Origin of the sequence: Cellulomonas sp. Leaf395 (genome assembly GCF_001424125.1) — a bacterium.
Lineage (GTDB): Bacteria > Actinomycetota > Actinomycetes > Actinomycetales > Cellulomonadaceae > Cellulomonas.
On sequence record NZ_LMQI01000004.1, the window covers coordinates 458,131 to 483,702 of the forward strand.

Consider the following 25,572-nt stretch of genomic DNA (forward strand, 5'->3'; position numbering starts at 1 on the left):
GGACAGCGCACGACAGTGCGAGCACCATCGGTGGATGGATGAGCTGTCCATGTCACCTGAGGCGCCCGGGAGCGGAGCCCGGCCCGGTTACGTGGAGGTTCCGCTCTCCGACCTCGGTCCAGCGCTTGTCGAGGAGGTCTACCACCGGCTGCTGGTGCCTGCGTTCAGGCCCGACGAGCTGATCACCCTGGACGAGCTGCGGGAGGCGTACGTCCGCCCGGGCACCGAGCCGTCGCTGGTGGTGCTGTCCGGCGGCGCCCCGCTGGCGGTCATGCTGGGCGAGTGGTACGTCCAGCAGCAGGTTCTTCTGCTCGCCTATCTGTCCGTCGACAAGGCGACGCGCGGTTCCGGTCTGGGAGCCCGCCTGGTTAGTGAGGTCCTCCCTGGCTGGTGCGACGGCAGGGGACCGGTCCTGGTGCTGGCAGAGGTGGACGATCCGCGGTTCTGGCCGGCGAGCGACGATGCAGGGGACCCGGACGCGCGGTTGCGCTTCTACGACCGCCACGGGGCGCGCCTGCTTCCGCTGCAGTACTTCCAGCCGTCGTTGCGACCGGGCTCGCCACGGGTGGAGGGCATGCTGCTGCTGCGCTTGGACCAGTCGCCGCAGGTGCGCAGCCAGGTGTTGCACGCCTTCCTCGAGGAGTACTTCACGGTGTGCGAGGGCTCCGCGTCCCTGGACGACCCGCCCGTCGAGCGTCTCCTGGCGGCAGCGCGTGGGCTCGAGCTCGACCGGGACGCCTGGCCCGTCAGCCGATGGACGGAGCTGGCGGCCACCTAGGTCGCGCGCCCACTGGCACGGAGCAGAGGCCGCGCTGGTCAGGCGCTGCTGTTGGCCGAGGGTTCGGGCATCGGCGTGTCGGCGTCCGACCCCCGCCGCCAGCTGTACTGGCGGCCCACCGTCGCGACGGTGATGTCGTACGCCTCGAAGAACTCCTCGCGGCCGCGCCTGCGAGTGAGCACGTGGTCCGGCTGCTCGCGCCACCGCGCGAGCGCGACGTCGTCCTCGAACCGCGCCACGGCGAGCTCGGCCCCGTCCGACGACGTGTAGCTGGAGAAGCTGAGGAACCCAGGAATGTCCTGGACCAGCTCCAGCATGTGCACGAACGCCTGCTCGTACGCGGCCTCGTCGACGTCGGCGCGGGCCCGGATCTCGAAGAGGACGACCAGCACGGTGAGCCTCCGTCTTCCGTTCGCAGCGCGTGCGCGGGCTCCGACGGAGCGTGCACCGCCAGCCCTCGATCTGATCGTCCTCCCCGTCATTGTCGACGTCCAGTTCCGCCGTGGCACTGGTCGGTTGCGACCTGACCTTCACGGCGCCGCTGCAGCCCCGAGCAGGGTCGGGCCCGTGCGGTGAAACCACGAAGGGCCCGCGGTCTGCATGTCTGCAGGTCACGGGCCCTTCGACCGGCGGAGGATGGGGGATTTCGAACCCCAGAGGGCTTTCACCCAACACGCTTTCCAAGTGCCTTCGAGGGGTTGTCGGGGAACGCGCGCATGTTCGTATGTGCAGGTCAGGCCGCATTTCCGAAGTTGACGTCGCTCGTGGAATGGCACCGAACAGAGCAAAACTGCTACCAAAACTGCTACCGCGATCCCACACCCGGCGTACGGGTGCTCTGTTCTGGAGGCAGGTTGAAGGCGGACGGCTCCGGCGATGGCGTGGGTGTGGTCGGCTTTTCTCAACCGCGCGGCGGGATGTTGTTGTTCATCCGGAACAGGTTGCCGGGATCGTACGTCGTCTTGGCCGCCACCAGCCGGTCGTAGTTCGCACCGTATGAGGCGCGCACGAGCGCCTCCTTCTCTTCGCCGAAGCCGACGAAGTTCAGGTACGGGCGGTCCGTGGCGAATCGCTTCTGCATCGCCGCCCAGGTCCTTCGGGTCCAGTCGATGCACCGCTCGGTTGCGTCGCGATCGAACCACGAGGTGTCGAGGCTGAGCAGGTACTTGGCGTCGCGCTGGGCGAACGCCGTGGCATCCGGAGCGACCCGTTCGATCTCGCCGCCCAGCTGCCAGAAGTTCACGATCGCGTCAGGCGAGGGCCGGTCGGCGGCAGCTTCGACGACCGCGTCGAGCAGGTCGTCGCTCGGTTCGCCCACGAGCAGTGACTTCCAGTAGTAGTAGCCGCCGGAGGGGAAGAACGCATCGAATGAACTCTGGGCGAGCGCCCAGGGCGCGCGCCCGCTGAGGTCGAGGATCGGCGTCGCCCAGTCGAGAACCGGTGCCAGCAGCCGCTCCCCCTCGTCGGGGTCGCCCGAGTAGACGACCAAGGCGACGACGATCGGCATCCCGTGCAGCTCTGCTGGGAAATCGTCGACCGCCGGCACGCTCCAGAACATCGCCTGCGGCCCGAACTCGTCGGGCGCGGTCGCGCAGAAGTCCCGGTACCTGCGCAGGACGGCCGGCGCATCGTCGAGCGAGAAGATCGGGGCCGCCTGGTAGATCTCGGGTCCAACCGGATGCAGCGCGAACTCGAACGACGTGACGACGCCGAAGTTGCTCCCGGCACCCCGCACCGCCCAGAAGAGCTCGGGGTTCACCGATTCGCTCGCCGTGCGCACCTGACCGTCGGCCGTGACGATCTCGACCGAGCGCAAGTTGTCGAGCGCCAGCCCGTACTTCCGATGCAGCGAGCCCAGACCGCCGTGCAGGGTCAGGCCGGCGACGCCGGTGGTGCTCACCTGGCCGCCCGGCGCGGCGAGACCCCACAGCTGCGTCTCACGGTCGACGTCGCCCCACGTCGCACCGCCCTGCACGCGCGCGACGCGGTGCTCGGGATCGACGTGCACGCTGCGCATCGCGGAGAGGTCGATGACGATCCCTCCGTCGTTGACGGCGTTTCCGGCGACGTTGTGCGCGCCGCCGCGGATCGACAAGAGCAAGCCGTGGTCACGGGCGAATCCGACAGCGTCGACCACGTCGGCCGTTCCATGGCACTGCACGATCAGCGCAGGGCGCCGGTCGATCAGCCCGTTCCGTACGGCGCGAGCATCGTCGTAGGCGGCATCGCCCGGCTGGAGGACGCCGCCGCGCACGCCCGCTGCGAACTGCTGGATCCGTTGCGCGTCGATCGACGCCGGCGCTTCGGTGCTCATCTCAGGCTCCTTCGGACTCGTCGGGACCCGTCCAATCGACGGTTGAACCGGGCCGAGCGTCGTAAGCCAGTGCGTTTCCCGAGCGTGACCGTGAGGGCGACGACCGCGGGATCCGACCTCGTCACTCACCATCCTCTTCCCCGGCCTGCGGAGTCCAGCAACCGGGAGCACAGAGCCTTGACGTCATCGGTGTCAGCCCGATACCGATCCGCGACGTTATTGCCAGTCGGCAGGTCGGATCCGCTCTTCGACCAAGATCGCGTCCGCCGGTGGCGACGGTAGCGATGTCATCCGCCGAGTCGTTCGTGACCCTATTGGCCATGGAACGACCCCCAGGGGTGCATGCCGAGGTAGTGACCGCGGTCGAGACGGTTCCGAGTCGGAGGTGACCGCAAGATAGGGCCCAAGGTCCCTGTGCCGACCGGCCTCGGAGATCGACACTGGTCGATATCGACGCGTGTCGATGTTTGCCTTTGGAAGGGTCACTGCAGATGAGCAAGATCGAGGTCTTCGAACCAGCGCAGTGCTGCAGCACCGGGGTCTGCGGCCCGGACGTTGCGCAGGACCTGGTGACGTTCTCAGCGGACCTGGACTGGGTGCGGGAGCAGGGTGCCGCGGTCTCGCGGTTCAACCTGGCCGGGGAGCCGGCGGTGTTTGTCGATAACCCCGCCGTGCTCGACTTTCTGCGGGTGTCGGGATCCGACGGGCTTCCGCTGGTGCTCGTCGACGGTGCGGTCGCGATGGCCGGTCGCTACCCGAGCCGTGCGGAGCTGGAGCGGTGGGCGCACACGGACGTGGCAGCGATGGCGGCTCGAACGGTCCTACCGATCTCCTCGGGCGGGTGCTGCGGCGGTGGCTGCGACGGGCCATGTTGACCCCCGGCGGCGCAACCCTGCCCACCTTCCTCGTCGACGCCCCGCGCTTCCTGTTCCTGACCGGCAAGGGCGGCGTGGGCAAGACGTCAATCGCCTGTGCCGCGGCGATCGCGCTGACCCGCGCGGGCGCGTCGGTCTTGCTGGTCAGCACCGACCCTGCCTCCAACATCGGGCAGGTCTTCGGGCTGCGCATCGGGAACGCGATCACGCCCGTCCCTGAAGTCCCGGGGCTCTCGGCGATGGAGATCAATCCGGAGCAGGCAACGGCGCTCTACCGCGAACGGATCGTCGGTCCCGTCCGCGGCGTCCTGCCCGAGGCGGAGGTCGCGCTCATCGAGGAGCAGCTCGCGGGCGCGTGCACGACGGAGATCGCGTCCTTCAACGAGTTCACCGCCCTGCTCACCGCAGAAGTGTCCCTCGGCTTCGACCACGTCATCTTCGACACCGCGCCGACTGGGCACACCATCCGGCTCCTCCAGCTGCCCGCGTCATGGACCGACTACCTCGATGAGGGCAAGGGCGACGCGTCCTGCCTGGGGCCGCTGGCCGGCCTGGACCGGCAGCGCACCGTGTATGCCGACGCTGTCGCCGCCCTGGCCGACTCCCGCCGCACGCGCCTCGTCCTGGTCGCCCGCGCCCAGCACGCCGCGGTCGCGGAGATCCAGCGCACCCACACCGAGCTCGCCGCCCTCGGACTTCGCCACCAGCACCTGGTCATCAACGCCGTCATGCCCCGCCCGACCTCCGGCGACGCACTCGCCACCGCCGTCCACGAGCGTGAGCGGGCAGTCCTGGCGACGCTTCCCCCGGACCTCGCCGTCCTGCCACGCGACGTACTGGCTCTCAAGGCCGAGAACATGGTGGGCCTCCTGCCGCTGGTCGAGCTGTTCGAGCCGGATCCTCAGGTCGACTTCCGGGTGCCGGCTGCGGCCACTCTTACGGTCGGTGCGTCGCTGGCTGACCTCGTCGACGAGCTCACCGCCACCGGGCATGGCTTGATCATGACGATGGGCAAGGGCGGAGTCGGCAAGACCACGATCGCCGCCGCGATCGCCGTCGCACTGGCCGAACGTGGGCTGCCCGTCCACCTGACCACCACCGATCCCGCGGCACACCTCGGGCAGACTCTCGCCGGATCCGTGTCGAACCTCGTGGTCACGCGGATCGACCCAGCAATGGAGACCGAGCGGTACCGCCAGTCGGTTCTCGCGCGCCGGGGTGCCACTCTGGACGCAGCAGGACGCGCCGGCCTCGAAGAAGACCTGCGCTCCCCGTGCACCGAGGAGATCGCCGTCTTCCAGGCCTTCTCCAAGGTAGTCAACGAGGGCAGGCGACGGTTCGTCGTCATCGACACCGCCCCGACCGGGCACACCATGCTCCTGCTCGACGCCACCGGCTCCTACCACCGGGACATCGTTCGGCAGATGGGTCAGAGCGCGGCGGCGTTCACCACGCCGATGATGCGGCTGCAGGACCCGGACTACACCAAGGTCCTCATCGTCACTCTTCCCGAGGCGACCCCGGTTCTGGAGGCCGAGGAGCTCGTCGCCGACCTGGTCCGCGCGGGGATCAAGCCGTGGGCCTGGGTGATCAACAACTCCGTCGCGGCGGCCGCGACCACCGACCCGCTCCTGTTGCAACGCGGCGCGGCCGAGGTGGACCAGATCGCGCGTGTGTACGAGGAACGCGCGGACCGGTGCGCCATTGTGCCGCTCTTGGCTGACGAACCCGTCGGCGTGGAAGCGCTGCGTGAGCTGGTCCGTGTGCGGAAGCCGGCGATTGTCACGGCGTGAGGAGGGTCGGCCACCCCTCCCTAAGGTCAGGCGAGCGAGAGGAACAGCTTCTCGAGCTTCTGCACGTCGAGTGCCGCGGTTGCGCCGTCCTGCTCGGGCTGGACCAGGCACTGCCGCATCCCTGAGGCGATGATCGCGAAGCCGGCGCGATCAAGGGCGCGGGAGACCGCCGACAGCTGCATGACGACGTCCTCGCAGTCGCGACCCTCGTCGAGCATGCGCACGACGCCCGCCAGCTGGCCCTGGGCGCGCTTGAGCCGGTTGGTCACCTTGGACATCTCGTCCTTGTCCAGCTCCATGGCGGGACCTCCTTCGTCGCGGCGAGTCACGATACCCCGGGAGGTACCACGTCGAGGTGTGTCGACCTCACAGCGTGGACACGGCGTCGAGAGCAGCACGCAGGCGTGTGCCGGCGTCTTGTGCGACGCGCTGGAGGGCGCCGTTGCCGCTCAGGCTCACGAGTACGTCCGGGTTAACGGCCTCGATGAGGGTGCTCCCGTCGGCGGCGGTGCGGACGACGACGTTGCAAGGCAGAAGCAAGCCGATGTCCGGTTCGGTCTGCAGCGCGTCGTTCGCGAGCGCGGGGTTGCACGCGCCAAGGATGACCTGGGCAGGGATCTCGACCCCGATCTTGGCCTTGAGGGTGGCGGCCAGGTCAATCTCGGTGAGCACGCCAAAACCCTGTGTCGCCAGAGCCGCGCGGGCAGCGTCGAGCGCCGCAGCGAACGGAAGTCGGGTCGTTGTGCGAAGCGCGTAGCTCATGACCGGGTCGCCGTCGGCTCGTGCTCCTGGGAGATCTCGCGACGCACCTCGTCCATGTCCAGGGTCTTGATCGCGCCGATGATCTCCTCGAGCGCGGCGGCGGGCACGGCGCCTGCCTCGGAGTAGAGCAGCACGCCTTCGCGGAATGCCATCAGGGTCGGGATGGAGGTGATGCCGGCCTGGGCGGCGAGCTGGTGCTCCGCCTCGGTGTCGACCTTGGCGAAGACGACGTCGGGGTGCTGCTCGGATGCGTTCTCGAAAACAGGAGCGAACCTCCGGCACGGGCCACACCAGGCGGCCCAGAAGTCGACCAGCACGATGTCGTTCTGGTGAATCAGGTCCGCGAACGCGGCGCCGGTCAGGGTGAGCGTAGACAACGGAGCTCCTTAGGGGGTTGAGGTGGTCAGCGGCAGGTGCACTGCTGGGTGCGCGGGACGTCGGCCATGACGGCGTCGACGTGCATCCCGCAGCCGGACCAGGTGACCTTGCCGCAGGTGGAGCAGCGGGCGGGTGAGCACATGGGGTCCTCCTTCTCGGGTCGGGTGGAGGTCAGCGGCGGACGGCGCCGCCGGCGGACTGCCAGGCGCCGATGCCGCCGGACAGGCTGGTGGCCTCGAAGCCGAGCTTGCGAAGCCGCTTGGCGGCGGTGCGTGACCGCATGCCGGAGGCGCACATCACGACGACGGGCGTGTCCTGCTTGAGGCGTCGGGGTGCCTTCTCGATCTCACCGAGGGGCACGTGCACGGCCTGGGGTGCGTGGCCCACGTTCCACTCCGACCGTTCGCGCACGTCGAGCAGGGCAGCGCCGTCGCGGACGAGCTCGACCGCCCGTGCGGCGCCGATCGTGGGCCGTAGAGTGCCGTCGTCGTCGGAGCTGCCGAACAGTCGGCGGAGGCTGCTGCTGATGGACATGGGAGTGCTTGGGATCAGGCGACGAGGTCGGGTCGGACGGCGGTCAAGGTGAGCCAGCCGCCGGACAGGTTGCGGGCGTCCAGACCCTCGGCGAGCAGGACGCGGGTGGCGATGTAAGAGCGGACGCCGGAGGCGCAGTGCACGCTGACCGGGCGGCCCGCAGCAGCGTCGCGGACCTCGTCGAGCCGTTCCCTGAGCTCGGTGTGGGGGATGTGCAGCGCGCCCTTGAGGTGGCCGCGGTCGAACTCGCCCTGCGTCCGGACGTCGAGGACGAGGGTGTCGGCGAGGGCGTCGTCCAGGTCAGACGGATGCCACTGGGGCATCGTGCCGTTGAGCACGTTCTGGGCGACGAACCCGAGCATGTTCACCGGGTCCTTGGCGGACCCGTAGGGCGGGGCGTAGGCCAGTTCGAGCTCGGCGAGGTCGTCCGCGTACATCCCTGAGCGCAGCGCCGTGGCCAGCACGTCGATGCGTTTGTCCACACCGGCGCGTCCGACGCCCTGGGCGCCGAGCAGGCGCCCGTCGGGAGCGAACGTCGCAACGAGGTGCACCTGCTCGGCACCGGGGAAGTAGCCCGCATGGTGACCCGGGTGGATCCGGACCACCTCGTGCGCGATCCCGGCGCGGGCGAGCGTCAGCTGGCTCGGGCCGGTCACGGCGGCCGTGAGCCCGAAGACCCGCACGATCGCCGTACCCAGGACCGCGGCCTGGGGCGTGGTGCGCCGCCCGAGCATTGCGTCGGCGGCGCGGCGACCCTGCCTGTTGGCCGGACCGGCCAGCGGGACAGGACCGACGGCCCCGGTCACCGCCTGGACGACCTCGACGGCGTCGCCTACGGCCCAGATGTGCGGGTCGGAGGTGCGCTGGTCGGCGTCGACGCAGATGGCGCCGGTCGGGCTCAGGTCCAGGCCCGCGTCGCGTGCCAGTGCGCTGGCCGGACGCACGCCCACGTTGACCAGGACCAGGTCGGCACTCAACGCTGCGCCGTCCGACAGCACGACGCTGAGATCGGTGTCGGTGCCCGCCGTGATGGCGCGCGCCGAGGCACCGAGGTAGAGGCCGACGTCGTGCACCCGAAGCTCCTCTGCCAGCAACGGTGCCAGCTCGGCGTCCAGCGGCGGCAGCACGTGGTCGGCGAGCTCGACCACGTCGACCTCCATGCCGCGGGCGACCAGCGCCTCGACGGCCTCCACGCCGATGAACCCGGCCCCGATGACGACGGCGCGGGGCCGCTGGTCACCGAGCTGAGCGGCCAGGAGCTGCGTCACGTGGTTCTCGACGTCGTCGAGGTCGGGGACGGTTCGCAGGGAGTGCACGGCTGGGTGGCCGATGCCCTCGATCGGCGGGCGCACGCCGACGGCGCCCGGGGAGAGGAGCAGCGCGTCATAGGCCAGCTCGTAGGAGCCCTCGGAGGTGGTGACCGAGATGGTTTGGCCCGTGCGGTCGATCGCGGTGGCCCGGCTGCCGGTGCGGACATTGAGCGCGAGCGCCGCGCCCAGCGAGGCCGGTGTGTTCAGCAGGAGGTCGTCGCGGCGCTCGATCTCCCCGGACAACCCGTATGGCAGACCGCAGTTGGCGAACGAGACGTACTCAGACTGCTCGAGCACGACGATCTCGGCCCGCTCGTCGAGCCGTCGCGCGCGGGCCGCCGCGCTCATCCCTCCGGCGACGCCTCCGACGATGACGATCCGGCGGCCTTCTGTTGGCGAGCCTGTGTCCGAGTTCTGCATGGCGTGAGAATACCCCCGGGGGTATCGAAACTCCAAGTCGGGCGCGCGCCGGAGATAGGTAGATCAGCGGGCACGACAGGCCCGCGGCCGGCGATCTGTTGTCAGATGAAGAGAAGTTGTGCTCCTGCGGTCTTCTCGATGAAGTCGCTCGCGCTGATGATGCCCTCGACGTCCTCGTCGAGGTCGTCGACGGTCAGGTGGTTCATGTCGGCGGACAACCGGCACGCCCACAGTTGCCCGCCGGACGCCACGATCTGCTCCTCCAGGAACTCGGGCACGTCCGGGACATCGAGGTCCGCGATCGCCTTCTTCAGCTCGAGGTGGCCATGTGGGTCATCCCCGGCAGCCCGCCGAGCCCCAGGGGCATGTGCGTCGCGGTGTTGCCGAGCATCTTGAACTTCAGATCGGCCATCGTCGCCTTCGTGATGATGTCGAGGCCCCAGAACGTGAAGAACAGATGGGTCTCGACGCCCTCGCCCAAGGCCGCGTTGGCAAGGATCAGGCCGGGGTAGGCCATGTCGAGGTCGCAACTGGCGCCACGGCTGCGACGACCCGCTCGCCTGCGACGAAGCTGCGGCGAAGTGCCCGCAGCGCAAGGACGGGGGACTGATCCTGACCGAGCTCAAGACGAAACAGTCGCGACGTACGCTCCCGATCCCCGGACCGCTCGTGGCTCAACTACGACAGCACCGCCAGCGGCAGCGCGAAGCCCGCATCCACACTGGGTCGCTCTGGAGCGACTCCAAGCTCGTCTTCACGAACCTCGTCGGCCGCCCTGTGGCGCCACGAGACCACTCGCTGCACTGGACAGCTTTCCTCGAACGCCTCGGCATCCGTCCCGCCCGCCTCCACGATGCGCGTCACACGACCGCGACATTGCTCCTCGTCCAAGGCGTCGACCAGCGGGTTGTGATGAGCATGTTCGGCTGGACGTCCTCAGCGATGACGACGCGCTACCAGCACGTCGTACCCGAGCTGGTCGACGAGGCGAATCGTCGAATGAGTGAGCTCCTGTGGGGGCAACAGTCCAGCTGATCCAGCCATCGCAGGCCGAGCTGGTCGGGCAAAACTGCTACCGAAACTGCTACCGGCGCTGCACTGGGCAACGATCGTGGCGGCATAGCGAAGGGCCCGTGACCTACATCGCTGCAGGTCACGGGCCCTTCGACGGCGGAGGATGGGGGATTCGAACCCCCGAGGGCTTTCACCCAACACGCTTTCCAAGCGTGCGCCATAGGCCACTAGGCGAATCCTCCTGGCCTCAATAGGTCACGAAACCATTGGATGGCTCCGTGGCGCCTGAGGACGCCGGACCAGAGTACCGGACCCTGACGCCCGCCCCGAACGTTCGCGACGACCTGCGAGACGCCCCTACCCACGTGCGCGTCTCGATGGACCGGCCTGTGAGGCGGCCGCCATCACGAGCAGCAGAGACGGAGATCCGGGAGAGAGCCGCACGCAATGGATGACGACCGACCGCATCTGGCCGGAACGACATCCGGCGTCAGGGGCGGTCGCGCGGCCGGTGTTCAACAGCTTGAGGTCTGATGCACCAGACAAATGGCTTGGAATCGGCCCATAGCGGGCCTGACGAACCTCCCGCACAATGGCTCGATGACTCCGTCCGGAACGGATGCGTCGTCGGCTCCACCGAGCCGCTTCGACGTGCTCGTCGTCGGCAGCGCGAACGTGTCCCGGTCCCGCGCCGCCGAGCGGCTGATGCGCGCGCGGGTCGGGCAGGACGAGGGCATCGAGGTGAGCAGCGCGGGCACCCGCGCCGCGCTCGGCGAGCCGGTCGTGGAACCGTTCGACGAGCTCCTCACGGCCGTCGGCGCGTACACCGACGGCCGCTCCGCCCGTCAGCTCAGCACCGAGACCGTGCACTCGGCTGACCTCGTCCTGACGGCGACCCGGGAGGAGCGGGCGGCCGTGGTCCGCCTGGTGCCCGCGGCGGTTGGGCGGACCTTCACCCTCCGCGAGTTCGCGCGCGTGGCCGCGTCGCTCGGTCCGTCGTCGCTTCCCGAGGGCGACTTGGCCGCTCGGCTGTCCGCCCTCGTGCGCGCCGCGCCGCCCCTCCGCGGTCCGACGGCGCCCACCGTGGCCGCCGACGACGACGTGCTCGACCCGTCCGGCATGGGACCGGCTGCGTTCGAACGGTCGTTCGTCCAGGTGCAGGCCGCCGTCGACAGCATCGTGCGGACCGTCCGGCCCACCCTGGCGGACGGCGACCCGCCGCTCCCCGAGCCGTACGCGCCGCCGGCACGGCGGAGCCGCGGCCTGCGCAATGTCGCGCTGCTCGCCCTCGCCTCGCTGGTCGGGCTCGTCGTCGTTGGCACCGTCGGCGCCTTCGTCGCCATAGGCCTGCTCGACGACCGCGTCGAGCGGTTCCCCGACCCGTTCGCAAACCTGTCGTCGCGCCCGGCGCCCTTCGTGCCCACGACTCCCGGAGGCGCGCTCCCGGTCACCATCCTCGTCCTCGGCTCCACGGACGACGTGCGGACCGACGACCCCGACGCGTGGGCGACGGCGGCGGCCCAGACCGACGTCGTCATGCTGGCGCACGTCTCGGCGGACCGCTCGCACGCGCATGTGATCGCGATGCCCCCGGACCTGTGGGTGGAGGTGCCCGGCGAGGTGCCCGGGACGCTTCGTGCCGCGTTCGCCGAGGGCGGGCCACCTGGCGCCGTGCAGGCGGTCGAGCGGCTCACGAACGTGCGGCTCGACCACGTCGCGCTCGCGGACTCCGAGACGTTCGCCCGGGTCACGCAGTCGCTCGGCGGGGTGACGCTGCCCCTGGAGAGCAACCTCGTGATCGGCGGTCGCGTGGTGGCCACGGCGGGCGAGCGACGGCTGACGGGGGAGCAGGCGCTGGTGTGGGTCCGGGGAGCCGTGGACGACGACCTCGGGCGCGCGCAGCGCTCGGCGGTCTGGCTCCTGGCGATCCTCGACCGCATGGGGGACGGCGACGTCCGCCACAACCCGCTCACCTGGCTCCGGCTGCTCGGCGTGATCACGGCGTCCGTGGCGGTCGACGAGGGGTTCGACCGCTCCGAGATGGTCGGCCTGCTGGCGAGCGTGCGGACCCTAGGACCTGGCGAGGTCGACGTCCTCCCCGTGCCGACGGTGCTCGCCGCCGGCGAGACCGGGGCGCTGCTCGTGCCGGACGCGGCGCCGTTCTCCACCCTCATGGACAGCCTGCGCACGGACACGCTGGGCGCGCACCTCGACGGCGGCTGACGCCGTCAACCCGTGGCTCGCCGGGAGTTGCCTCGTGCAGCGCCAGGAGGATCCTCGAACTGCGCCGTCGCGGTGCGGCATGAAGATCCGCGCACCCCTGCTCGCGCTGGTCGATTCCGGGCTCACCGTCACGGGTGCTGCACCGCCGTCGGCCGCGGTCGTCGCCGGGTTCAGCGACACACTCTCGTCGCCAAAGCCATCTCCCCCACGGCAATCGCGTTCACCCCGGACGGTTCAGCGTTCGTCGACGGCTCCCAGCACCGGCTTGATGTCGACGACGGGCGTCCCGTCGACAGCCTCGCAGCCGGACACGTGCAGGTGCAGGCCGTCGAGGCGCAGGAGCTCAACCCGGTGCAGGCCGATGGGGTTCGGACGGTCGGGGGAGCGCGTGGCGAACACTCCGGTCGTCGGGCGCGTGACGTCGCCGCGGGGGTGGACGGCGAGCGTCGTGCGGTCGGCGAGGTGGAACCAGGTGAGCAGCAGGAGATCGTCGCCGGGGTGCAGGTCCGCGGCAGCGGCGGCCGCCGACGGGACCAGCTCGACGACGACGTCGGGCGCACCCTCATCGCCCTGCCGGACGGCGTCGGCTGGATCGGTGACCGGGCTGCGAACCCAGCCGATCGGACGGAGCTCGGCGACGGTCACAGGCTGAACCTCGCCACCTGGCGGATCTTGTTCGTCGCGTCCAGGGCGGCGACCTTGTAGGCCTCCGACAGCGTCGGGTAGTTCAGGACGGTGTCGACGAGGTAGTCGACGGTGCCGCCGCACGCCATGATCGCCTGGCCGATGTGCACGAGGTCGGTGGCGGACGTCCCGAAGATGTGGACGCCGAGCAGCTCACGGGTCTCGGTGTGGACGAGGAGCTTGAGCATCCCGTAGGAGTCGCCCACGATCTGGCCACGAGCCAGCTCGCGGTAGCGCGCGACGCCCACCTCGTAGGGGACGGCCTGCGCGGTCAGCTCCTCCTCCGTGCGGCCGCAGTAGGAGATCTCCGGGATCGTGTAGATGCCGATGGGCTGGACGGACTGCAGCTCGCGGGCCGGCTCGTCGAACGCGTGGTACGCGGCGAGGCGCCCCTGGTCCATGCTCGTCGCCGCGAGCGCGGGGAACCCGATGACGTCGCCGACGGCGAAGATGTTCGGCACCTCCGTCCGGTACTGGTCGTCGACGGCGATGCGTCCCCGCGAGTCGGCCGACAGTCCCGCCGCGGACAGGTTGAGCGCGTCCGTCTGGCCCTGCCGGCCCGCGGAGTACATGACGGCGTCGGCGGCGATCCGCTTGCCGGACGCCAGCCGGGTCACGGTGCCGTGCGTGTTGCTGTCGACCCCCGACACCTCCTCGCCGAACCGGAAGGACACCGACAGGTCCCGCAGGTGGAACTTCAGGGACTCGGCGACCTCCGGGTCGCACATCTCGAGCATCGCGGGACGCTTGTCGATGACGGTGACGCGGGTGCCCAGGGCGGCGAACATCGACGCGTACTCGATGCCGATGATCCCGGCGCCGACGACCACCATCGAGTTCGGCACCTTCTCCAGCGCCAGGACGCCGTCGGAGTCGAGGACCGTGCGCTCGTCGAACTGGACCGTCGTCGGCCGGTGGGGCTTGGAGCCGGTGGCGACGATGACGAACCGGGCCGTGAGCTGGGTGCGTCGGATGCCGTCGTCGTCGAGGACGCCGAGCGTGTGCGCGTCCAGGAACGAGCCGGTGCCGCTGAGGATGTCGACGTGGTTGCGCAGCAGCTGGGCCCGGATGACCTCGTGCTCGCGGCCGATGACGTGCTGGGTCCGCGCGAACAGGTCCTCCATCGTGATGTCGGACTTCACGCGGTAGCTCGCGCCGTACACCTCCCGCTGCGCCATGCCGGTCAGGTACATGACGGCTTCACGCAGAGTCTTGCTCGGGATGGTCCCGGTGTTCGTCGAGACGCCGCCCATCATGTGCCGGCGCTCGATGATGGCCACCTTGTGGCCCAGCTTCGCGGCGGCGATCGCGGCCTTCTGCCCACCCGGGCCGGTGCCGACGACCACGAGGTCGTAGTCGTACCGCACGTCGGTCGCCGCGTCGGGGGCGGTCGGGGTCTCGTCTGGCACACCGTCAGTCGCCATGAGAAGCAGTCTGCCCACAAACCCGGCCCCGCGAGAGCTGAGCGGGTGACCGGCGTGTGAACGTGGGCGCGCGCTGGGTTAGGCTTTTCCCCGACCCCTCGTGCGGCGTCATCTCGCTGAACTCCCCCAGGGCCGGAAGGCAGCAAGGGCAGGTGAGCTCTGGCGGGTGTGCGGGGGGTCCTTTCTATGCGCGCAGCGCCAGGCGGGTGAACGTCTGGCCCGCGCCCGCCTCCCGCTTGAGCCGCCGGACGAAGAGGTCCAGCGCAGCCGGATCCGCGACGACGGCGTGCAGCAGGTAGTCGTACGACCCGGTGACGTGCACGGCGTCGAGCACCTGGCCGAAACCGTGCGTGAGCGCTGCCGTGAATGCCTCGTTCGTGATGCCGTCGGCCAGGCGCACCTCGATGAACACCTCCAGCCCGGAGCCCGGGCGCGTGGGGGGCGACGACGCCGTCACGATGGTGAACCCGCGGATGGTGCCGTCCGCGACGAGGCGGCGGACGCGGTTCGCGGCGGCGTTCGGGCTGAGGCCGACCCGCTCGCCGAGGTCGCTGTAGGAGAGCCGCGCATCCGCGGTCAGCTCGCGGAGGATTGCGTCGTCGATGCCGTCCATCCGTCGACTATCGCAGTCGGACGACCGATATCGCGGAAACGGCACGACGATGGCCAGGCCGCCGCGCGACCCTGGTCCCATGTCCCCAGCGCTTCTCCTCGGGGTGCTCGCCGGGCTGGCGGTGGCGATGCCCGTCGGCCCTGTCGGCGTCCTGCTCCTGCGCAGCGGGCTGGTCGACGGCGTGCGGGTGGCGGTCGCGGCCGCGTGCGGGATCGCGACGGTCGACCTCCTGTACGCCGTGGTCGCGGTGACCGTCGGGACCCCGGTGAGCCGGGCCGTGGGCGAGCACGCGGCCCTGGTACGCGGAGTCAGCGCCGCGGTGCTGGTCGTGATCGGCGTCGTCGGTTCCGTCGCGGCCGCCCGCCCGGCTGCGCCCGACGTCGGGCCGGACCGGACGACGTCGGCGGCAACGACCTACGGGCGGTTCGTCGCACTGACGGCGGTCAACCCGCTCACCGCCGTCACGTTCACCACGATCGCGGTCGGTCTGGCGGCGCAGGTCGGTGGCGCGGGATCCGTCGTTGCGTTCTTCGTCGGTGTCGGCCTCGCCTCGCTCGCCTGGCAGCTCCTGCTCGCGGTCGGCAGCGGGTTGCTCGGTCTGCGGCTCCCTCCGGCGGCGCGGACGTGGGTGTCGGTCGGGGGCTCGGTCGTCGTCGTGCTCGCCGGCATCGCGCTCGTCGTCTGAGGCGTCATCCGACGGGCCGACGCCGGTCCCCCTGCGGGTGCACGCCCGGCCCGGGGGAAGGATCCCGGGGTCCGACGCGGATCTCGCGCTCGACCGGGAAGCCTGGGCGGCATGAACACCGCCACCCCACGACTGTCCGCCCGCGGCCTGGTCAAGCACTTCGGCTCGACGACCGCGCTCGCCGGGGTCGACGTCGACCTCGCCGGCGGGGAGTCGCTCGCCGTCATGGGCCCGTCCGGCTCGGGCAAGTCGACGCTGCTGCACTGTATCGCCGGCATCCTGCTGCCTGACTCGGGCGCGGTCGCCCTCGACGGTCGTGAGGTGGGCGGGCTGTCGGACCGCGAGCGCTCGCTCTTGCGCCGCCGGCGGTACGGCTTCGTGTTCCAGTTCGGCCAGCTGCTCTCGGAGCTGCCCGCGATCGAGAACGTGGCCCTGCCCGCCATGCTGCTGGGGACGTCGCGACGTGACGCGACCGAGCTGGCCGGCCGGTGGCTGGTGTCGCTCGGGCTGGCGGGGATGGAGGGCCGACGGCCCGGTGAGCTGTCCGGCGGGCAGGCGCAGCGTGTCGCCGTGGCGCGGGCGCTCATCACCGGACCCGCGGTCGTCTTTGCCGACGAGCCGACGGGCGCCCTCGACCAGACCACCGGCCACGACGTGATGCGCATCCTCACGGAGACGACGAAGGCCGCGGGAGCGTCGCTCGTCGTCGTGACCCACGACGCGCAGGTGGCCGACTGGTGCGACCGGCGCATCGAGGTGCGCGACGGTCTGGTGCGTGCCGGCCTCGTCGACGAGACCACGGCCGCCCGATGAACGCGGTCCTCGCGCTCGCGCCCCGGTTGCAGCGGGCGGGCGGTCGGGACGCTCGCGTCACCACCGGGCTCGCCATCACCGCGTTCGCCGTGAGCACCGGCCTGACACTGAGCGTCGTCGGCGGGCTCCTGGGCTTCGCCGCGCGCGCCGACCTCCCGCTGGCGCCCGGTGAGAACGACATACGCAGCCTCTACGAGAGCCTCGCCTGGGTGGCCGTCATCCTGCTCGTCGTGCCGCTGGTGACCCTCGGCGGCGGCGCAGCCCGGCTGGGCGTCGCGCGACGGGACGCCCGGCTGGCGACGCTCCGGCTGCTCGGCGCGACGCCTCGCGAGGTGGTCGGGCTGACCGTCGCCGAGACCGCGTGGCAAGGGCTCGTCGGCGCGGTTCTCGGCATCGTGCTCTACGCCGCACTGCTGCCGCTGTGCGCGCTGCTGCCGTTCCAGGGCACCACGTTCACCCTCGCCGAGCTGTGGGTCGGCTGGCAGGGGCTCGTGATCGCGCTCGCGGCGGTGCCGCTCCTCGCCGCCCTGTCCGGTGCGTTCTCGCTGCGGCGCGTGAACGTGTCGCCGCTCGGGGTCGCCCGGCGGGAGACGCCGAAGAAGATGACCTGGCTGCGTGCGGTGGTCGCGGTCGTCGGCATCGGCACGTTCATGCTCGTCAGTGCCGTCGTCGGAGCGCTCGGTGCCGCGGCCGTGGCTGCGCTCCTCGGGGCGATGGCCGTCGGCTTCGCGACCCTCAACGCCGTCGGGCCGTGGGTGCTCGGGCTAGTCGGCAGGGCGCAGCTTCGCCGCGCGGCGACGCCCGCCCGGCTGCTCGCCGCGCGGCGGCTCCTCGACGACCCGAAGGCCGCGTGGCGGGTGGTCGGCGGGCTGGGGCTCGCCGGGTTCGCGGCCGGGGCGCTCGCGGTCGTGCCGTCGATCACCGCGGTCGACACCTCGCAGGACCCGCAGGGTGCGATCCTCATGGACGACCTCGTGACCGGGGCGATGGTCACCCTGGTGGTCGCGTTCCTGCTCGCGGCCGTGTCTGCGGGCATCGCGCAGGCTGCCTCGGTGCTGGACCGGCGTCGGGAGATCGCGCTGCTGAACCTGGCCGGCACCCCTGTCGAGCTGCACGACGCCGTGCGCCGACGCACCGTGCTGGTGCCGCTGCTGTTCGTCGCGGTCGGATCGGCGGTGACCGCGCTGGTCATGTTCTTCCCGCTGCTCGGCCTGTCGGCCGTGATGTCCCCCGAGGGTCCGTTGATGCTCGTCGCCTTCCTGGCCGGGGGCTGCGCGCTGGTGTTCGCCGCGACGGAGACCTCCCGATCGCTGCTGCGGTCGGTGCTGGCGGACACGGTGGTCCGCGCGGACTGAGGGTGCCTGAGGGGGCCGCTGCCTCTTGTCAGCGAGGGCGTCTAGGGTTCGTGGCGTGACGACAGCCCTGTACCGCCGCTACCGGCCCGAGAACTTTGCCGAGGTGATCGGTCAGGACCACGTCACCGCGCCCCTGCGGCAGGCGTTGCGCAGCGGTCAGGTGAACCACGCGTACCTCTTCTCGGGTCCGCGCGGGTGCGGCAAGACCACGTCCGCCCGGATCCTTGCGCGCATCCTCAACTGCGCGCAGAACACGGAGGAGAACCCGACCGACACCCCGTGCGACGTGTGCCCGTCGTGCGTCGAGCTGGCGCGCGGGGGACCGGGCAGCCTGGACGTCGTGGAGATCGACGCGGCCAGCCACGGCGGCGTCGACGACGCCCGTGAGCTGCGGGAGCGCGCCACGTTCGCGCCCGCTCGGGACCGCTACAAGGTGTTCATCCTCGACGAGGCGCACATGGTCTCGAACCAGGGCTTCAACGCGCTGCTGAAGATCGTCGAGGAGCCCCCGCCGCACATCAAGTTCATCTTCGCGACGACGGAGCCGGACAAGGTCATCGGCACCATCCGCTCGCGCACCCACCACTACCCCTTCCGGCTGGTTCCGCCGGACGTGCTGGTGCCGTACCTGCAGCAGCTGTGCGACAGCGAGGGCGTGCCCGTGGCGTCCGGCGTGCTGCCGCTCGTCGTGCGCGCGGGCGGCGGCTCCGTCCGGGACACGCTGTCCGTGCTCGACCAGCTGATCGCAGGCTCCGGCGGAGGCGAGCTCGCGTACGAGGGCGCCGCCGCGCTCCTCGGGTACACGCAGGCTTCGCTGCTGGACGACCTGACCGAGGCGATCGCCGCCCGCGACGGTGCGTCGGCGTTCCGGGTGGTCGAACGCGTGATCTCCACCGGCCACGAGCCGCGCCGCTTCGTCGAGGACCTGCTGGAGCGCCTGCGCGACCTCATCGTCATCGCGGCCTCCGGCGACGCCGCCGACGCCGCCCTGCGCGACGTGCCCACCGACCAGCTGGACCGCATGCGCCTGCAGGCCCGCCACCTTGGCGCCTCCGAGCTCTCGCGGTCGGCCGACCTCTGCAACGCCGCGCTCACCGAGATGACCGGCGCGACGTCCCCCCGTCTGCACCTCGAGCTCCTGATGGCGCGGCTCCTGCTGCCCGCGGTCGAAGACACGCGCTCCGGCTTCGGTGCACGTCTCGACCGGCTGGAGCGCGGGCTGCCCGCCGACGGCGCTGCGGCGGTCCGGGTACCGGTCGCCGGACCGTCCGTCTCGACCGCCGCGCCGCAGGTCCCCGCCCCGGCCCCGCGACCGGAGCCCGCGCAGCCCCCGGCACCGGTCGTTGCTCCGACGAGCGTGCCGGAAGGACGAGACGCCCCGGCGCTCGCACCCGCCACACCGCCGCCGGCACCGAGCGCAGATGCCGACGACAGCCCGCCGTGGGACGTCCCGGAGCCGGCGAGCAGTGCCGAGCGCGTCGTCCCCGAGACACCGGCCGCGTCGACAACCCCCGCAGCTGTGGTGAGGCCAGTCGCCGCCGCATCGTCTGCCCGTGAGGTGCAGCCGTCCGCCGTGACCCCGCGGCCCGCAGCCCAACCGTCCGCCGCGACCCAGCCTGCGACCGGAGGACCCGAGACCGAGGTGCTGCGCCGCCGCTGGCCCGAGGTCCTCGAGACCGTCAAGGGCCTGCGCCGTGTCACGTGGGCGCTCATCGACCCGCGCAACGCCCAGGTGGCGGAGCTCGACGCCACGACGCTGAAGGTGGCCTTCGACAACCCGGCGCTCGCGACCACGTTCCGCAACGGCGCCCACGCGGACGTCGTCGCACGGGCCGTGCGTGAGACGCTCGGGTTCGACGTGCGGGTCGAAGGCGTCCTCGCCGAGCAGGGCGCGCCGCCGCCCCCGGCCGCCACGACTGCTCCCCGTTCCGCACCGGACGACCGGTCGAACCCGCGCGCCGTGACGCCCGCGGAGGCGGCCGCGTCGTGGGACGACGAGCCTCCGATCGTCGAGCCGCCGGACGACGAGCCGGGCGAGCCGGTCACCGCGGCGGCGCCGCCTCAGGACCTCGCGCCACCGGCGCCGGGAACGGCCCGCGAGCGCGGTGTCGCGGCTGCCCGGGAGTCGGCGTCGCGCACGGCCACGAACGTCCCAGACGACCCGTCCCCGGACGACCCGGACATCACCACCTCGAGCCTCATCGGCGCGCCCCTGGTCGCGCAGATGCTCGGCGGGACCGTCATCGACGAGCAGCTGGACGACGGCACGTCCTGATCGGGTCGTCTGTGGGGGGTGGCGACAGGCGGTGCCGAGCCGTGCACCCCGTAGGCTGACGGGGTGTACGAAGGCGCGGTCCAGGACCTGATCGACGAGCTCGGGCGACTGCCCGGGGTCGGTCCGAAGAGCGCCCAGCGCATCGCGTTCCACATCCTCTCGGCGGACCCGGCGGAGGTCCGCCGGCTGTCGGACGCGCTCACCGAGGTGAAGCTGCGGGTCCGCTTCTGCGAGATCTGCGGCAACGTCGCGCAGGAGCCGCAGTGCCGCATCTGCCGCGACCCCCGCCGCTCCCCGACGTCGATCTGCGTGGTCGAGGAGTCCAAGGACGTCGTCGCCATCGAACGCACCCGCGAGTTCCGCGGCAAGTACCACGTGCTCGGCGGGGCCATCAACCCGATCGCGGGCGTCGGCCCGGACGACCTGCGCATCGCTGGCCTGATGACGCGCCTCGCGGACGGCACGGTCACCGAGGTCATCCTGGCCACGGACCCGAACGTCGAGGGCGAGGCGACGGCCACGTACCTGGCGCGGCTGCTGGTCCCGATGGGGCTGACGGTCAGTCGGTTGGCGTCGGGCCTGCCGGTGGGTGGCGACCTGGAGTACGCCGACGAGGTGACCCTCGGCCGGGCGTTCGAGGGCCGTCGACGGATCAGCGCGTAGGGGGAGCCCGATGAGCACAGACGACGCCGATCTCCGCGACATCGCCGAGTCGGTCGCGTCGGAGGCCCGCAGCTACCTGACGACCATCACGGAGGTCGCGTCGGGGGCGAACCCGGACGCGTCCCTGCCGCTGCTGCTGCTCGCGGTCAGCGACATGCTCGCGGCCGGTGCGCGCCTGGGTGCGACCACGGACGTGGTGCCGTCCGAGCGGTTCGAGCCGGACGTCGGTCCCGACCCGGACGTGGAGGCACTGCGGGCGAACCTCGCGAACGTGTTCGAGGGCATCGACGAGTACGCCGAGGTGGTCGACCCGCTCCTGGGCGTCGAGGTCCAGCCGGCGAGCGTGTCCGGGGACCTCGTCGCGATCGCCGGGGCGCTGGCCCAGGGCCTGCGGCACTACGAGTCCGGCGGCGTGCTCGAGGCGCTGTGGTGGTGGCAGTTCTCGTACCTGTCGGACTGGGGCGAGCGCGCCTCGAGCGTGCTGCGCACCCTGCAGACGATGCTGGCGCACCTGCGTCTCGACGTGGAGGACGACGTCGCTGCCGAGGCGGAGTACGACGCCCTCCAGCCCTGAGGCGTCGCACCCGCCCGTGCAGCGTCAGCAGCCCGGTCGATCGGTTGCCACCGCTTCACCGTGAGCCCGGACGATCCGCCATCTGAAACTCGCTGCCCACCTGGTGGGCACGCACGTACACTCGCCCGGACCTGTCCCGAGCCCGCGAAAGACCTCCTCCCGTGGCCCTGATCGTGCAGAAGTACGGCGGTTCCTCCGTCGCCGACGCCAGCAGCATCAAGCGTGTCGCCAAGCGCGTGGCCGAGGCGAAGCGCGCCGGTCACGACGTCGTCGTGGTGGTCAGTGCGATGGGCGACACGACGGACGAGCTCATCGACCTGGCCCAGCAGGTCACGCCGCTGCCGCCGCAGCGCGAGATGGACATCCTGCTGACCGCGGGCGAGCGCATCTCGATGTCGCTGCTCGCGATGGCCATCCACAACCTCGGCGTCGACGCGAAGTCGTTCACCGGGCAGCAGGCGGGGGTCATCACCGACGAGGCCTACGGCAAGGCACGGATCATCGACGTGACGCCGAGCCGGATCCGGGACACGGTCGCGCGAGGCTCCGTCGCGATCGTCGCCGGGTTCCAGGGCGTCAACCCGTCCACCAACGACGTGACCACCCTCGGTCGCGGAGGGTCGGACACGACCGCGGTCGCGCTCGCGGCGTCACTCAAGGCGGACGTCTGCGAGATCTACACGGACGTCGACGGTGTGTTCACCGCGGACCCGCGGATCGTGCCGAGCGCGCGCAAGCTGGAGCGAGTCAGCTACGACGAGATGCTCGAGCTGGCGGCCAGCGGCGCGAAGGTGCTGGTGCTGCGCTGCGTCGAATATGCCCGCCGGTACGGGGTACCGATCCACGTGCGTTCGTCGTTCACCACTCATACGGGCACCCTGGTGACCGACCAGCCTGCCGCCGAAGGAGAGATTGTGGAACAGCCGATCATCGCCGGCGTCGCGCACGACCGCAGCGAGGCCAAGATCACGGTCGTCGGTGTGCCGGACGTGCCCGGCAAGGCCGCGCGCATCTTCGAGGTCGTCGCCAGTGCGGGCGTGAACATCGACATGATCGTGCAGAACGTCTCCGTCGCCGCGACCGGTCTGACGGACATCTCCTTCACGCTGCCCGCCACGGACGGTGCGGCCGCCACCGCGGCGCTCAGTGAGCACCAGCCCGACATCGGCTTCGCGTCGCTGCAGTACGACGACACGATCGGCAAGCTCTCGCTCATCGGCGCGGGCATGCGGTCGCACCCCGGGGTCTCCGCGCGGCTGTTCGCCGCGCTGTCGGACGCCGGTATCAACATCGAGATGATCTCCACGTCGGAGATCCGGATCTCCGTCGTCACCCGCGCCGACTCGCTCGACGAGGCGGTCCGCGCGGTGCACACGGCGTTCGATCTGGACTCCACGGAAGACGAGGCCGTCGTGTACGGCGGGACGGGACGGTAGGGACATGGGACTGAACATCGCGGTGGTCGGTGCCACCGGCCAGGTCGGCAGCGTCATGCGCCGGCTTCTGGACGAGCGCGACTTCCCTGTCGACTCGATCCGCTACTTCGCGTCCGCACGCTCGGCGGGGACCACGCTGCCGTGGAAGGGCACGGACGTGGTGGTCGAGGACGTCGAGACCGATGACCTCTCGGGCATCGACGTCGCCCTCTTCTCGGCCGGCGGAGCTGCCTCGAAGGTCCACGCCCCCCGGTTCGCCGCCGCGGGAGCGCTCGTCATCGACAACTCCTCTGCCTGGCGTCGCGACCCCGAGGTCCCGCTCATCGTCTCCGAGGTGAACCCGGGCGCGCTCGCGGGTGCCGTCAAGGGCATCATCGCCAACCCGAACTGCACGACCATGGCCGCGATGCCGGTGCTCAAGGTCCTGCACGACGAGGCGGGGCTCCGGCGACTGGTCGTCTCCACCTACCAGGCCGTCTCCGGGTCGGGCCTCGCGGGCGCGGCGGAGCTGGACACCCAGATCCGCGCCGCCGTCGAGCAGGACACCCTCGCGCTGGTGCACGACGGGTCCGCCGTGACGCTGCCCGCCCCGGTGAAGTACGTCGCGCCCATCGCGTTCGACGTCATCCCGCTGGCCGGTTCGATCGTCGACGACGGCTTGAACGAGACCGACGAGGAGCAGAAGCTGCGCCACGAGTCGCGCAAGATCCTCGACCTCCCCGGTCTGCTGGTGTCCGGCACCTGCGTGCGCGTGCCCGTGTTCACCGGCCACTCGCTGTCGATCAACGCCGAGTTCGAGCGTGCGATCACCCCCGAGCGCGCCGCGGAGCTGCTGGCCGACGCCCCCGGGGTCCAGCTCACCGACGTGCCGACGCCGCTGCAGGCTGCCGGGCAGGACCCGTCGTTCGTCGGCCGGCTGCGTCAGGACGAGGGCGTCGAGGGCGGCCGCGGTCTCGCGCTGTTCGTCAGCAACGACAACCTCCGCAAGGGCGCCGCGCTGAACGCGGTCCAGATCGCGGAGCTGGTCGCGGCCCAGCGCCTCACCACCGTCTGACACACGCCAACGTCCGCACTCGAGAGGGCGACAACCCTCCCGAGTGCGGACGTTGCTGCGTTCTGCCTCGTGACGGGGTCAGGCCAGGGCGCCGACCACGCCGGCGGCCGTGAGCAGGTCCGTGATGCCGAACTCGTCGTCCGTCCCGTAGGTCGGGGTCCAGTCCGGGTCCTGCGACAGGTACGACGACGGGTCGCCGTCGATGAGCCCGTGGAACACCTCCGCGACGATCCGCCCGCCGACGGGTCCCAGGTGCTCGCCGTCTGCCGCGACCTCGGCCTCGCGCAGGATGTAGAACCACAGCGGCGTCCGCTTGTGCAGGCCGAACGGCTCGAGGTCGGCCAGGTCGGCCGCGGGCAGCGGGGTCTCCTGCATGGCGGCGGCGACGCGCTGCCCGGAGGGCACCTCCATCGTCAGGCCACGGATCAGGTTGCGGATGGCGAGGGAGTCAGGCTCGTCCGACGGCTGGCCCAGCAGGTGGAACAGGGCCGAGGAGAGCTTGGTGTCGATCCGCTTGTTCTTGCGCACCTGGCCGCCGCCGAAGTCGAAGAACGTCTGCCAGTCGATGAACCGCCGCGGTGCCCGGCAGCCGCCGCGCAGGTCGGCCGGGTCGGTGCCGGTGGCCGTGTGGTCGAAGATGACCGCGAAGAACTGCAGCGTGCGGTCCGTGGCGGACGTGCCGAAGTTCGCGCGGTAGCTGGGCCGCACCTGCGAGTGCCCGAACCGGTACGCGGCCACGGAGAACTCCACCGGGATGTAGGGCGAGTTCCGCCAGTGGTAGAACTTGCGACCGTTCGCCAGGATGTCCGCGACGAGGGCATCACCGCAGGTCAGGGGCAGGAACTCGTGCAGGATCATCCACTGGTAGTGCCACCGGACGATCCGCTGGGCCTCGGCGAACAGCTCGCCCGGCGTGGCGAGTGGGCCGAGGTCGTCCCGCACGTCGGCGACGACGCGGTTGTGGAAGCGCAGGAACGCGAGGTGCAGCTGGTCGACGATGAGGTTCTCGTCGTTGCGCGGGTCGCCGATGAGTGCGGTGCCCTGGGTGTTGCGCGGGACGTCGAAGCGCGTCACGTGGTCGATGCAGACGGTCTCGGAGCCGGCGTTGGGCTCGACCAGCATCGTGGTGCGACCGTGGTCGACGCTCTGGTCGTAGAGGTGCGGTGAGACGCCCGGGCCGCCGCCGTAGACGCTGTCCAGGTCGAGGGCCGGGATGCGGAAGTTCCGGAGCGACTCGGGGTCCTGGGTGCGCGCGAGGCTCGAGGTCGGGTCGAACGTCATGTCGTGGTCGAGGAACTGCCCGAGGAACGTCATCCCGGCGGTGAGGCGCGGGTTGTCGGGGTTGGCCGCGCTGAGGGTCGGGTCGACGATCAGCGCGAACGGGTCGGCCGTCGGGCTCTCGTTGGTGTCCATGATGCCGCCGGGCTTGCCTAGCTCGACGAGGGCCGCGCGGACAGTGGGTGTGTCCGCGGCGAACCCCGGCAGCGTCGGGAAGAGCCGGCCGAACCGACCCTGGTCGTAGAACGTGGACTTCGGCGTGCGAATGCCCTGATCGGCATCTCCGTGCGGCATGGCTCCCCCTCCAGCGGAACTGA

General features: G+C 71.0%; 26 protein-coding genes, 1 tRNA gene and 1 other RNA gene. 14 read left to right on the forward strand and 14 right to left on the reverse strand.

What is annotated here, in order from left to right:
- Positions 1 to 34 precede the first annotated feature (34 nt).
- Positions 35 to 778, forward strand: coding sequence for a GNAT family N-acetyltransferase (locus ASG23_RS13620; protein ID WP_157465666.1), 744 nt, complete (start codon positions 35 to 37; stop codon positions 776 to 778).
- A 38-nt stretch (positions 779 to 816) separates the two neighbouring features.
- Here ASG23_RS13620 and ASG23_RS13625 read toward each other — a convergent pair whose 3' ends face one another.
- Complete coding sequence (locus ASG23_RS13625; RefSeq protein WP_056025816.1) at positions 817 to 1,170, reverse strand: antibiotic biosynthesis monooxygenase family protein; 354 nt, start codon at positions 1,168 to 1,170, stop codon at positions 817 to 819.
- A 509-nt stretch (positions 1,171 to 1,679) separates the two neighbouring features.
- Positions 1,680 to 3,092, reverse strand: coding sequence for an FAD-binding oxidoreductase (locus ASG23_RS13630; RefSeq protein WP_082516177.1), 1,413 nt, complete (start codon positions 3,090 to 3,092; stop codon positions 1,680 to 1,682).
- A gap of 491 nt (positions 3,093 to 3,583) precedes the next feature.
- On the opposite strand from ASG23_RS13630, the gene arsD reads away from it, so the two are divergent.
- Positions 3,584 to 3,967 carry an arsenite efflux transporter metallochaperone ArsD gene (arsD, locus tag ASG23_RS13635; RefSeq protein ID WP_056025818.1) on the forward strand — a complete coding sequence of 128 codons (384 nt, stop codon included), beginning with the start codon at positions 3,584 to 3,586 and terminating at the stop codon, positions 3,965 to 3,967.
- Positions 3,961 to 5,760, forward strand: a complete 1,800-nt coding sequence (arsA, locus tag ASG23_RS13640) for an arsenical pump-driving ATPase (RefSeq protein WP_056026331.1) — start codon at positions 3,961 to 3,963, stop codon at positions 5,758 to 5,760. The genes arsD and arsA overlap by 7 nt, the downstream gene beginning before the upstream one ends.
- Positions 5,761 to 5,786: 26 nt before the next feature.
- Here arsA and ASG23_RS13645 read toward each other — a convergent pair whose 3' ends face one another.
- The 7 genes from ASG23_RS13645 to ASG23_RS20570 all read right to left on the reverse strand — a co-directional run bounded on the left by ASG23_RS13645 (position 5,787) and on the right by ASG23_RS20570 (position 9,681).
- Positions 5,787 to 6,059: a metal-sensitive transcriptional regulator gene (locus ASG23_RS13645; protein ID WP_056025821.1), complete on the reverse strand. Its 273-nt coding sequence runs from the start codon at positions 6,057 to 6,059 to the stop codon at positions 5,787 to 5,789.
- Between the two features lie 67 nt (positions 6,060 to 6,126).
- The gene (locus tag ASG23_RS13650) at positions 6,127 to 6,522 is read right to left on the reverse strand and encodes a DUF302 domain-containing protein (protein WP_056025822.1); all 396 of its coding nucleotides are present in this window, start codon (positions 6,520 to 6,522) and stop codon (positions 6,127 to 6,129) included.
- Positions 6,519 to 6,899 carry a thioredoxin gene (gene trxA, locus ASG23_RS13655; protein WP_056025823.1) on the reverse strand — a complete coding sequence of 127 codons (381 nt, stop codon included), beginning with the start codon at positions 6,897 to 6,899 and terminating at the stop codon, positions 6,519 to 6,521. The genes ASG23_RS13650 and trxA overlap by 4 nt, the downstream gene beginning before the upstream one ends.
- Before the next feature lie 172 nt (positions 6,900 to 7,071).
- Positions 7,072 to 7,434 (reverse strand): rhodanese-like domain-containing protein, encoded by a 363-nt coding sequence (locus ASG23_RS13660; RefSeq protein ID WP_056025825.1) that lies wholly within the window; start codon positions 7,432 to 7,434, stop codon positions 7,072 to 7,074.
- Positions 7,435 to 7,448: 14 nt separating this feature from the next.
- Positions 7,449 to 9,164 (reverse strand): FAD-dependent oxidoreductase, encoded by a 1,716-nt coding sequence (locus ASG23_RS13665; protein ID WP_056025827.1) that lies wholly within the window; start codon positions 9,162 to 9,164, stop codon positions 7,449 to 7,451.
- A gap of 101 nt (positions 9,165 to 9,265) precedes the next feature.
- Entirely contained in the window at positions 9,266 to 9,442 is a 177-nt protein-coding gene (locus ASG23_RS20565; RefSeq protein ID WP_235521099.1) for a hypothetical protein, read from the reverse strand.
- A 32-nt stretch (positions 9,443 to 9,474) separates the two neighbouring features.
- Positions 9,475 to 9,681, reverse strand: coding sequence for a DsrE/DsrF/DrsH-like family protein (locus tag ASG23_RS20570; protein ID WP_235521100.1), 207 nt, complete (start codon positions 9,679 to 9,681; stop codon positions 9,475 to 9,477).
- Between the two features lie 152 nt (positions 9,682 to 9,833).
- Between ASG23_RS20570 and ASG23_RS20900 the strand changes: the two genes are divergently transcribed.
- Positions 9,834 to 10,199, forward strand: a complete 366-nt coding sequence (locus ASG23_RS20900; RefSeq protein ID WP_056025829.1) for a tyrosine-type recombinase/integrase — start codon at positions 9,834 to 9,836, stop codon at positions 10,197 to 10,199.
- Between the two features lie 136 nt (positions 10,200 to 10,335).
- Here the strand turns inward: ASG23_RS20900 and ASG23_RS13680 are convergent.
- A tRNA-Ser gene (locus ASG23_RS13680) sits at positions 10,336 to 10,420 on the reverse strand.
- Between the two features lie 358 nt (positions 10,421 to 10,778).
- On the opposite strand from ASG23_RS13680, the gene ASG23_RS20150 reads away from it, so the two are divergent.
- Entirely contained in the window at positions 10,779 to 12,401 is a 1,623-nt protein-coding gene (locus tag ASG23_RS20150) for an LCP family glycopolymer transferase (RefSeq protein ID WP_162242694.1), read from the forward strand.
- 234 nt (positions 12,402 to 12,635) lie between these two features.
- On the opposite strand, the gene tsaA is transcribed toward ASG23_RS20150, so the two are convergent.
- Together tsaA and sthA are read right to left on the reverse strand one after the other, a co-directional pair.
- Positions 12,636 to 13,046, reverse strand: coding sequence for a tRNA (N6-threonylcarbamoyladenosine(37)-N6)-methyltransferase TrmO (gene tsaA, locus ASG23_RS13690; protein WP_056025833.1), 411 nt, complete (start codon positions 13,044 to 13,046; stop codon positions 12,636 to 12,638).
- Positions 13,043 to 14,509 (reverse strand): Si-specific NAD(P)(+) transhydrogenase, encoded by a 1,467-nt coding sequence (gene sthA, locus ASG23_RS13695; protein WP_056025835.1) that lies wholly within the window; start codon positions 14,507 to 14,509, stop codon positions 13,043 to 13,045. Before sthA ends, tsaA begins: the two co-directional genes overlap by 4 nt.
- A gap of 89 nt (positions 14,510 to 14,598) precedes the next feature.
- Between sthA and ffs the strand changes: the two genes are divergently transcribed.
- Positions 14,599 to 14,695: signal recognition particle sRNA small type (gene ffs / locus ASG23_RS19610), an RNA gene on the forward strand.
- Here ffs and ASG23_RS13700 read toward each other — a convergent pair.
- Positions 14,694 to 15,122: an Lrp/AsnC family transcriptional regulator gene (locus ASG23_RS13700; protein ID WP_056025837.1), complete on the reverse strand. Its 429-nt coding sequence runs from the start codon at positions 15,120 to 15,122 to the stop codon at positions 14,694 to 14,696. The two genes, ffs and ASG23_RS13700, sit on opposite strands and share 2 nt — an antisense overlap.
- Positions 15,123 to 15,201: 79 nt before the next feature.
- Between ASG23_RS13700 and ASG23_RS13705 the strand changes: the two genes are divergently transcribed.
- The 8 genes from ASG23_RS13705 (at position 15,202) to ASG23_RS13740 (ending at position 23,977) form a co-directional block, all read left to right on the forward strand.
- On the forward strand, positions 15,202 to 15,807 hold the full coding sequence (locus ASG23_RS13705) for a LysE family transporter (protein ID WP_056025839.1): 606 nt from the start codon (positions 15,202 to 15,204) through the stop codon (positions 15,805 to 15,807).
- A gap of 111 nt (positions 15,808 to 15,918) precedes the next feature.
- Positions 15,919 to 16,620, forward strand: coding sequence for an ABC transporter ATP-binding protein (locus tag ASG23_RS13710; protein WP_056025841.1), 702 nt, complete (start codon positions 15,919 to 15,921; stop codon positions 16,618 to 16,620).
- Entirely contained in the window at positions 16,617 to 17,975 is a 1,359-nt protein-coding gene (locus ASG23_RS13715; RefSeq protein WP_056025843.1) for an FtsX-like permease family protein, read from the forward strand. The genes ASG23_RS13710 and ASG23_RS13715 overlap by 4 nt, the downstream gene beginning before the upstream one ends.
- Before the next feature lie 55 nt (positions 17,976 to 18,030).
- Positions 18,031 to 20,250 carry a DNA polymerase III subunit gamma and tau gene (locus ASG23_RS13720; protein WP_056025845.1) on the forward strand — a complete coding sequence of 740 codons (2,220 nt, stop codon included), beginning with the start codon at positions 18,031 to 18,033 and terminating at the stop codon, positions 20,248 to 20,250.
- A gap of 63 nt (positions 20,251 to 20,313) precedes the next feature.
- A complete protein-coding gene (gene recR, locus ASG23_RS13725; protein WP_056025848.1) occupies positions 20,314 to 20,913 on the forward strand; it encodes a recombination mediator RecR in 600 nt (199 codons plus the stop codon).
- A 10-nt stretch (positions 20,914 to 20,923) separates the two neighbouring features.
- Positions 20,924 to 21,487: a DUF5063 domain-containing protein gene (locus ASG23_RS13730; protein ID WP_056025850.1), complete on the forward strand. Its 564-nt coding sequence runs from the start codon at positions 20,924 to 20,926 to the stop codon at positions 21,485 to 21,487.
- 161 nt (positions 21,488 to 21,648) lie between these two features.
- Positions 21,649 to 22,923 carry an aspartate kinase gene (locus ASG23_RS13735; RefSeq protein WP_056025852.1) on the forward strand — a complete coding sequence of 425 codons (1,275 nt, stop codon included), beginning with the start codon at positions 21,649 to 21,651 and terminating at the stop codon, positions 22,921 to 22,923.
- A gap of 4 nt (positions 22,924 to 22,927) precedes the next feature.
- The gene (locus ASG23_RS13740) at positions 22,928 to 23,977 is read left to right on the forward strand and encodes an aspartate-semialdehyde dehydrogenase (protein ID WP_056025854.1); all 1,050 of its coding nucleotides are present in this window, start codon (positions 22,928 to 22,930) and stop codon (positions 23,975 to 23,977) included.
- A 78-nt stretch (positions 23,978 to 24,055) separates the two neighbouring features.
- Here the strand turns inward: ASG23_RS13740 and ASG23_RS13745 are convergent, their stop codons facing one another.
- Entirely contained in the window at positions 24,056 to 25,549 is a 1,494-nt protein-coding gene (locus ASG23_RS13745) for a peroxidase family protein (RefSeq protein ID WP_056025856.1), read from the reverse strand.
- Positions 25,550 to 25,572: the final 23 nt, after the last annotated feature.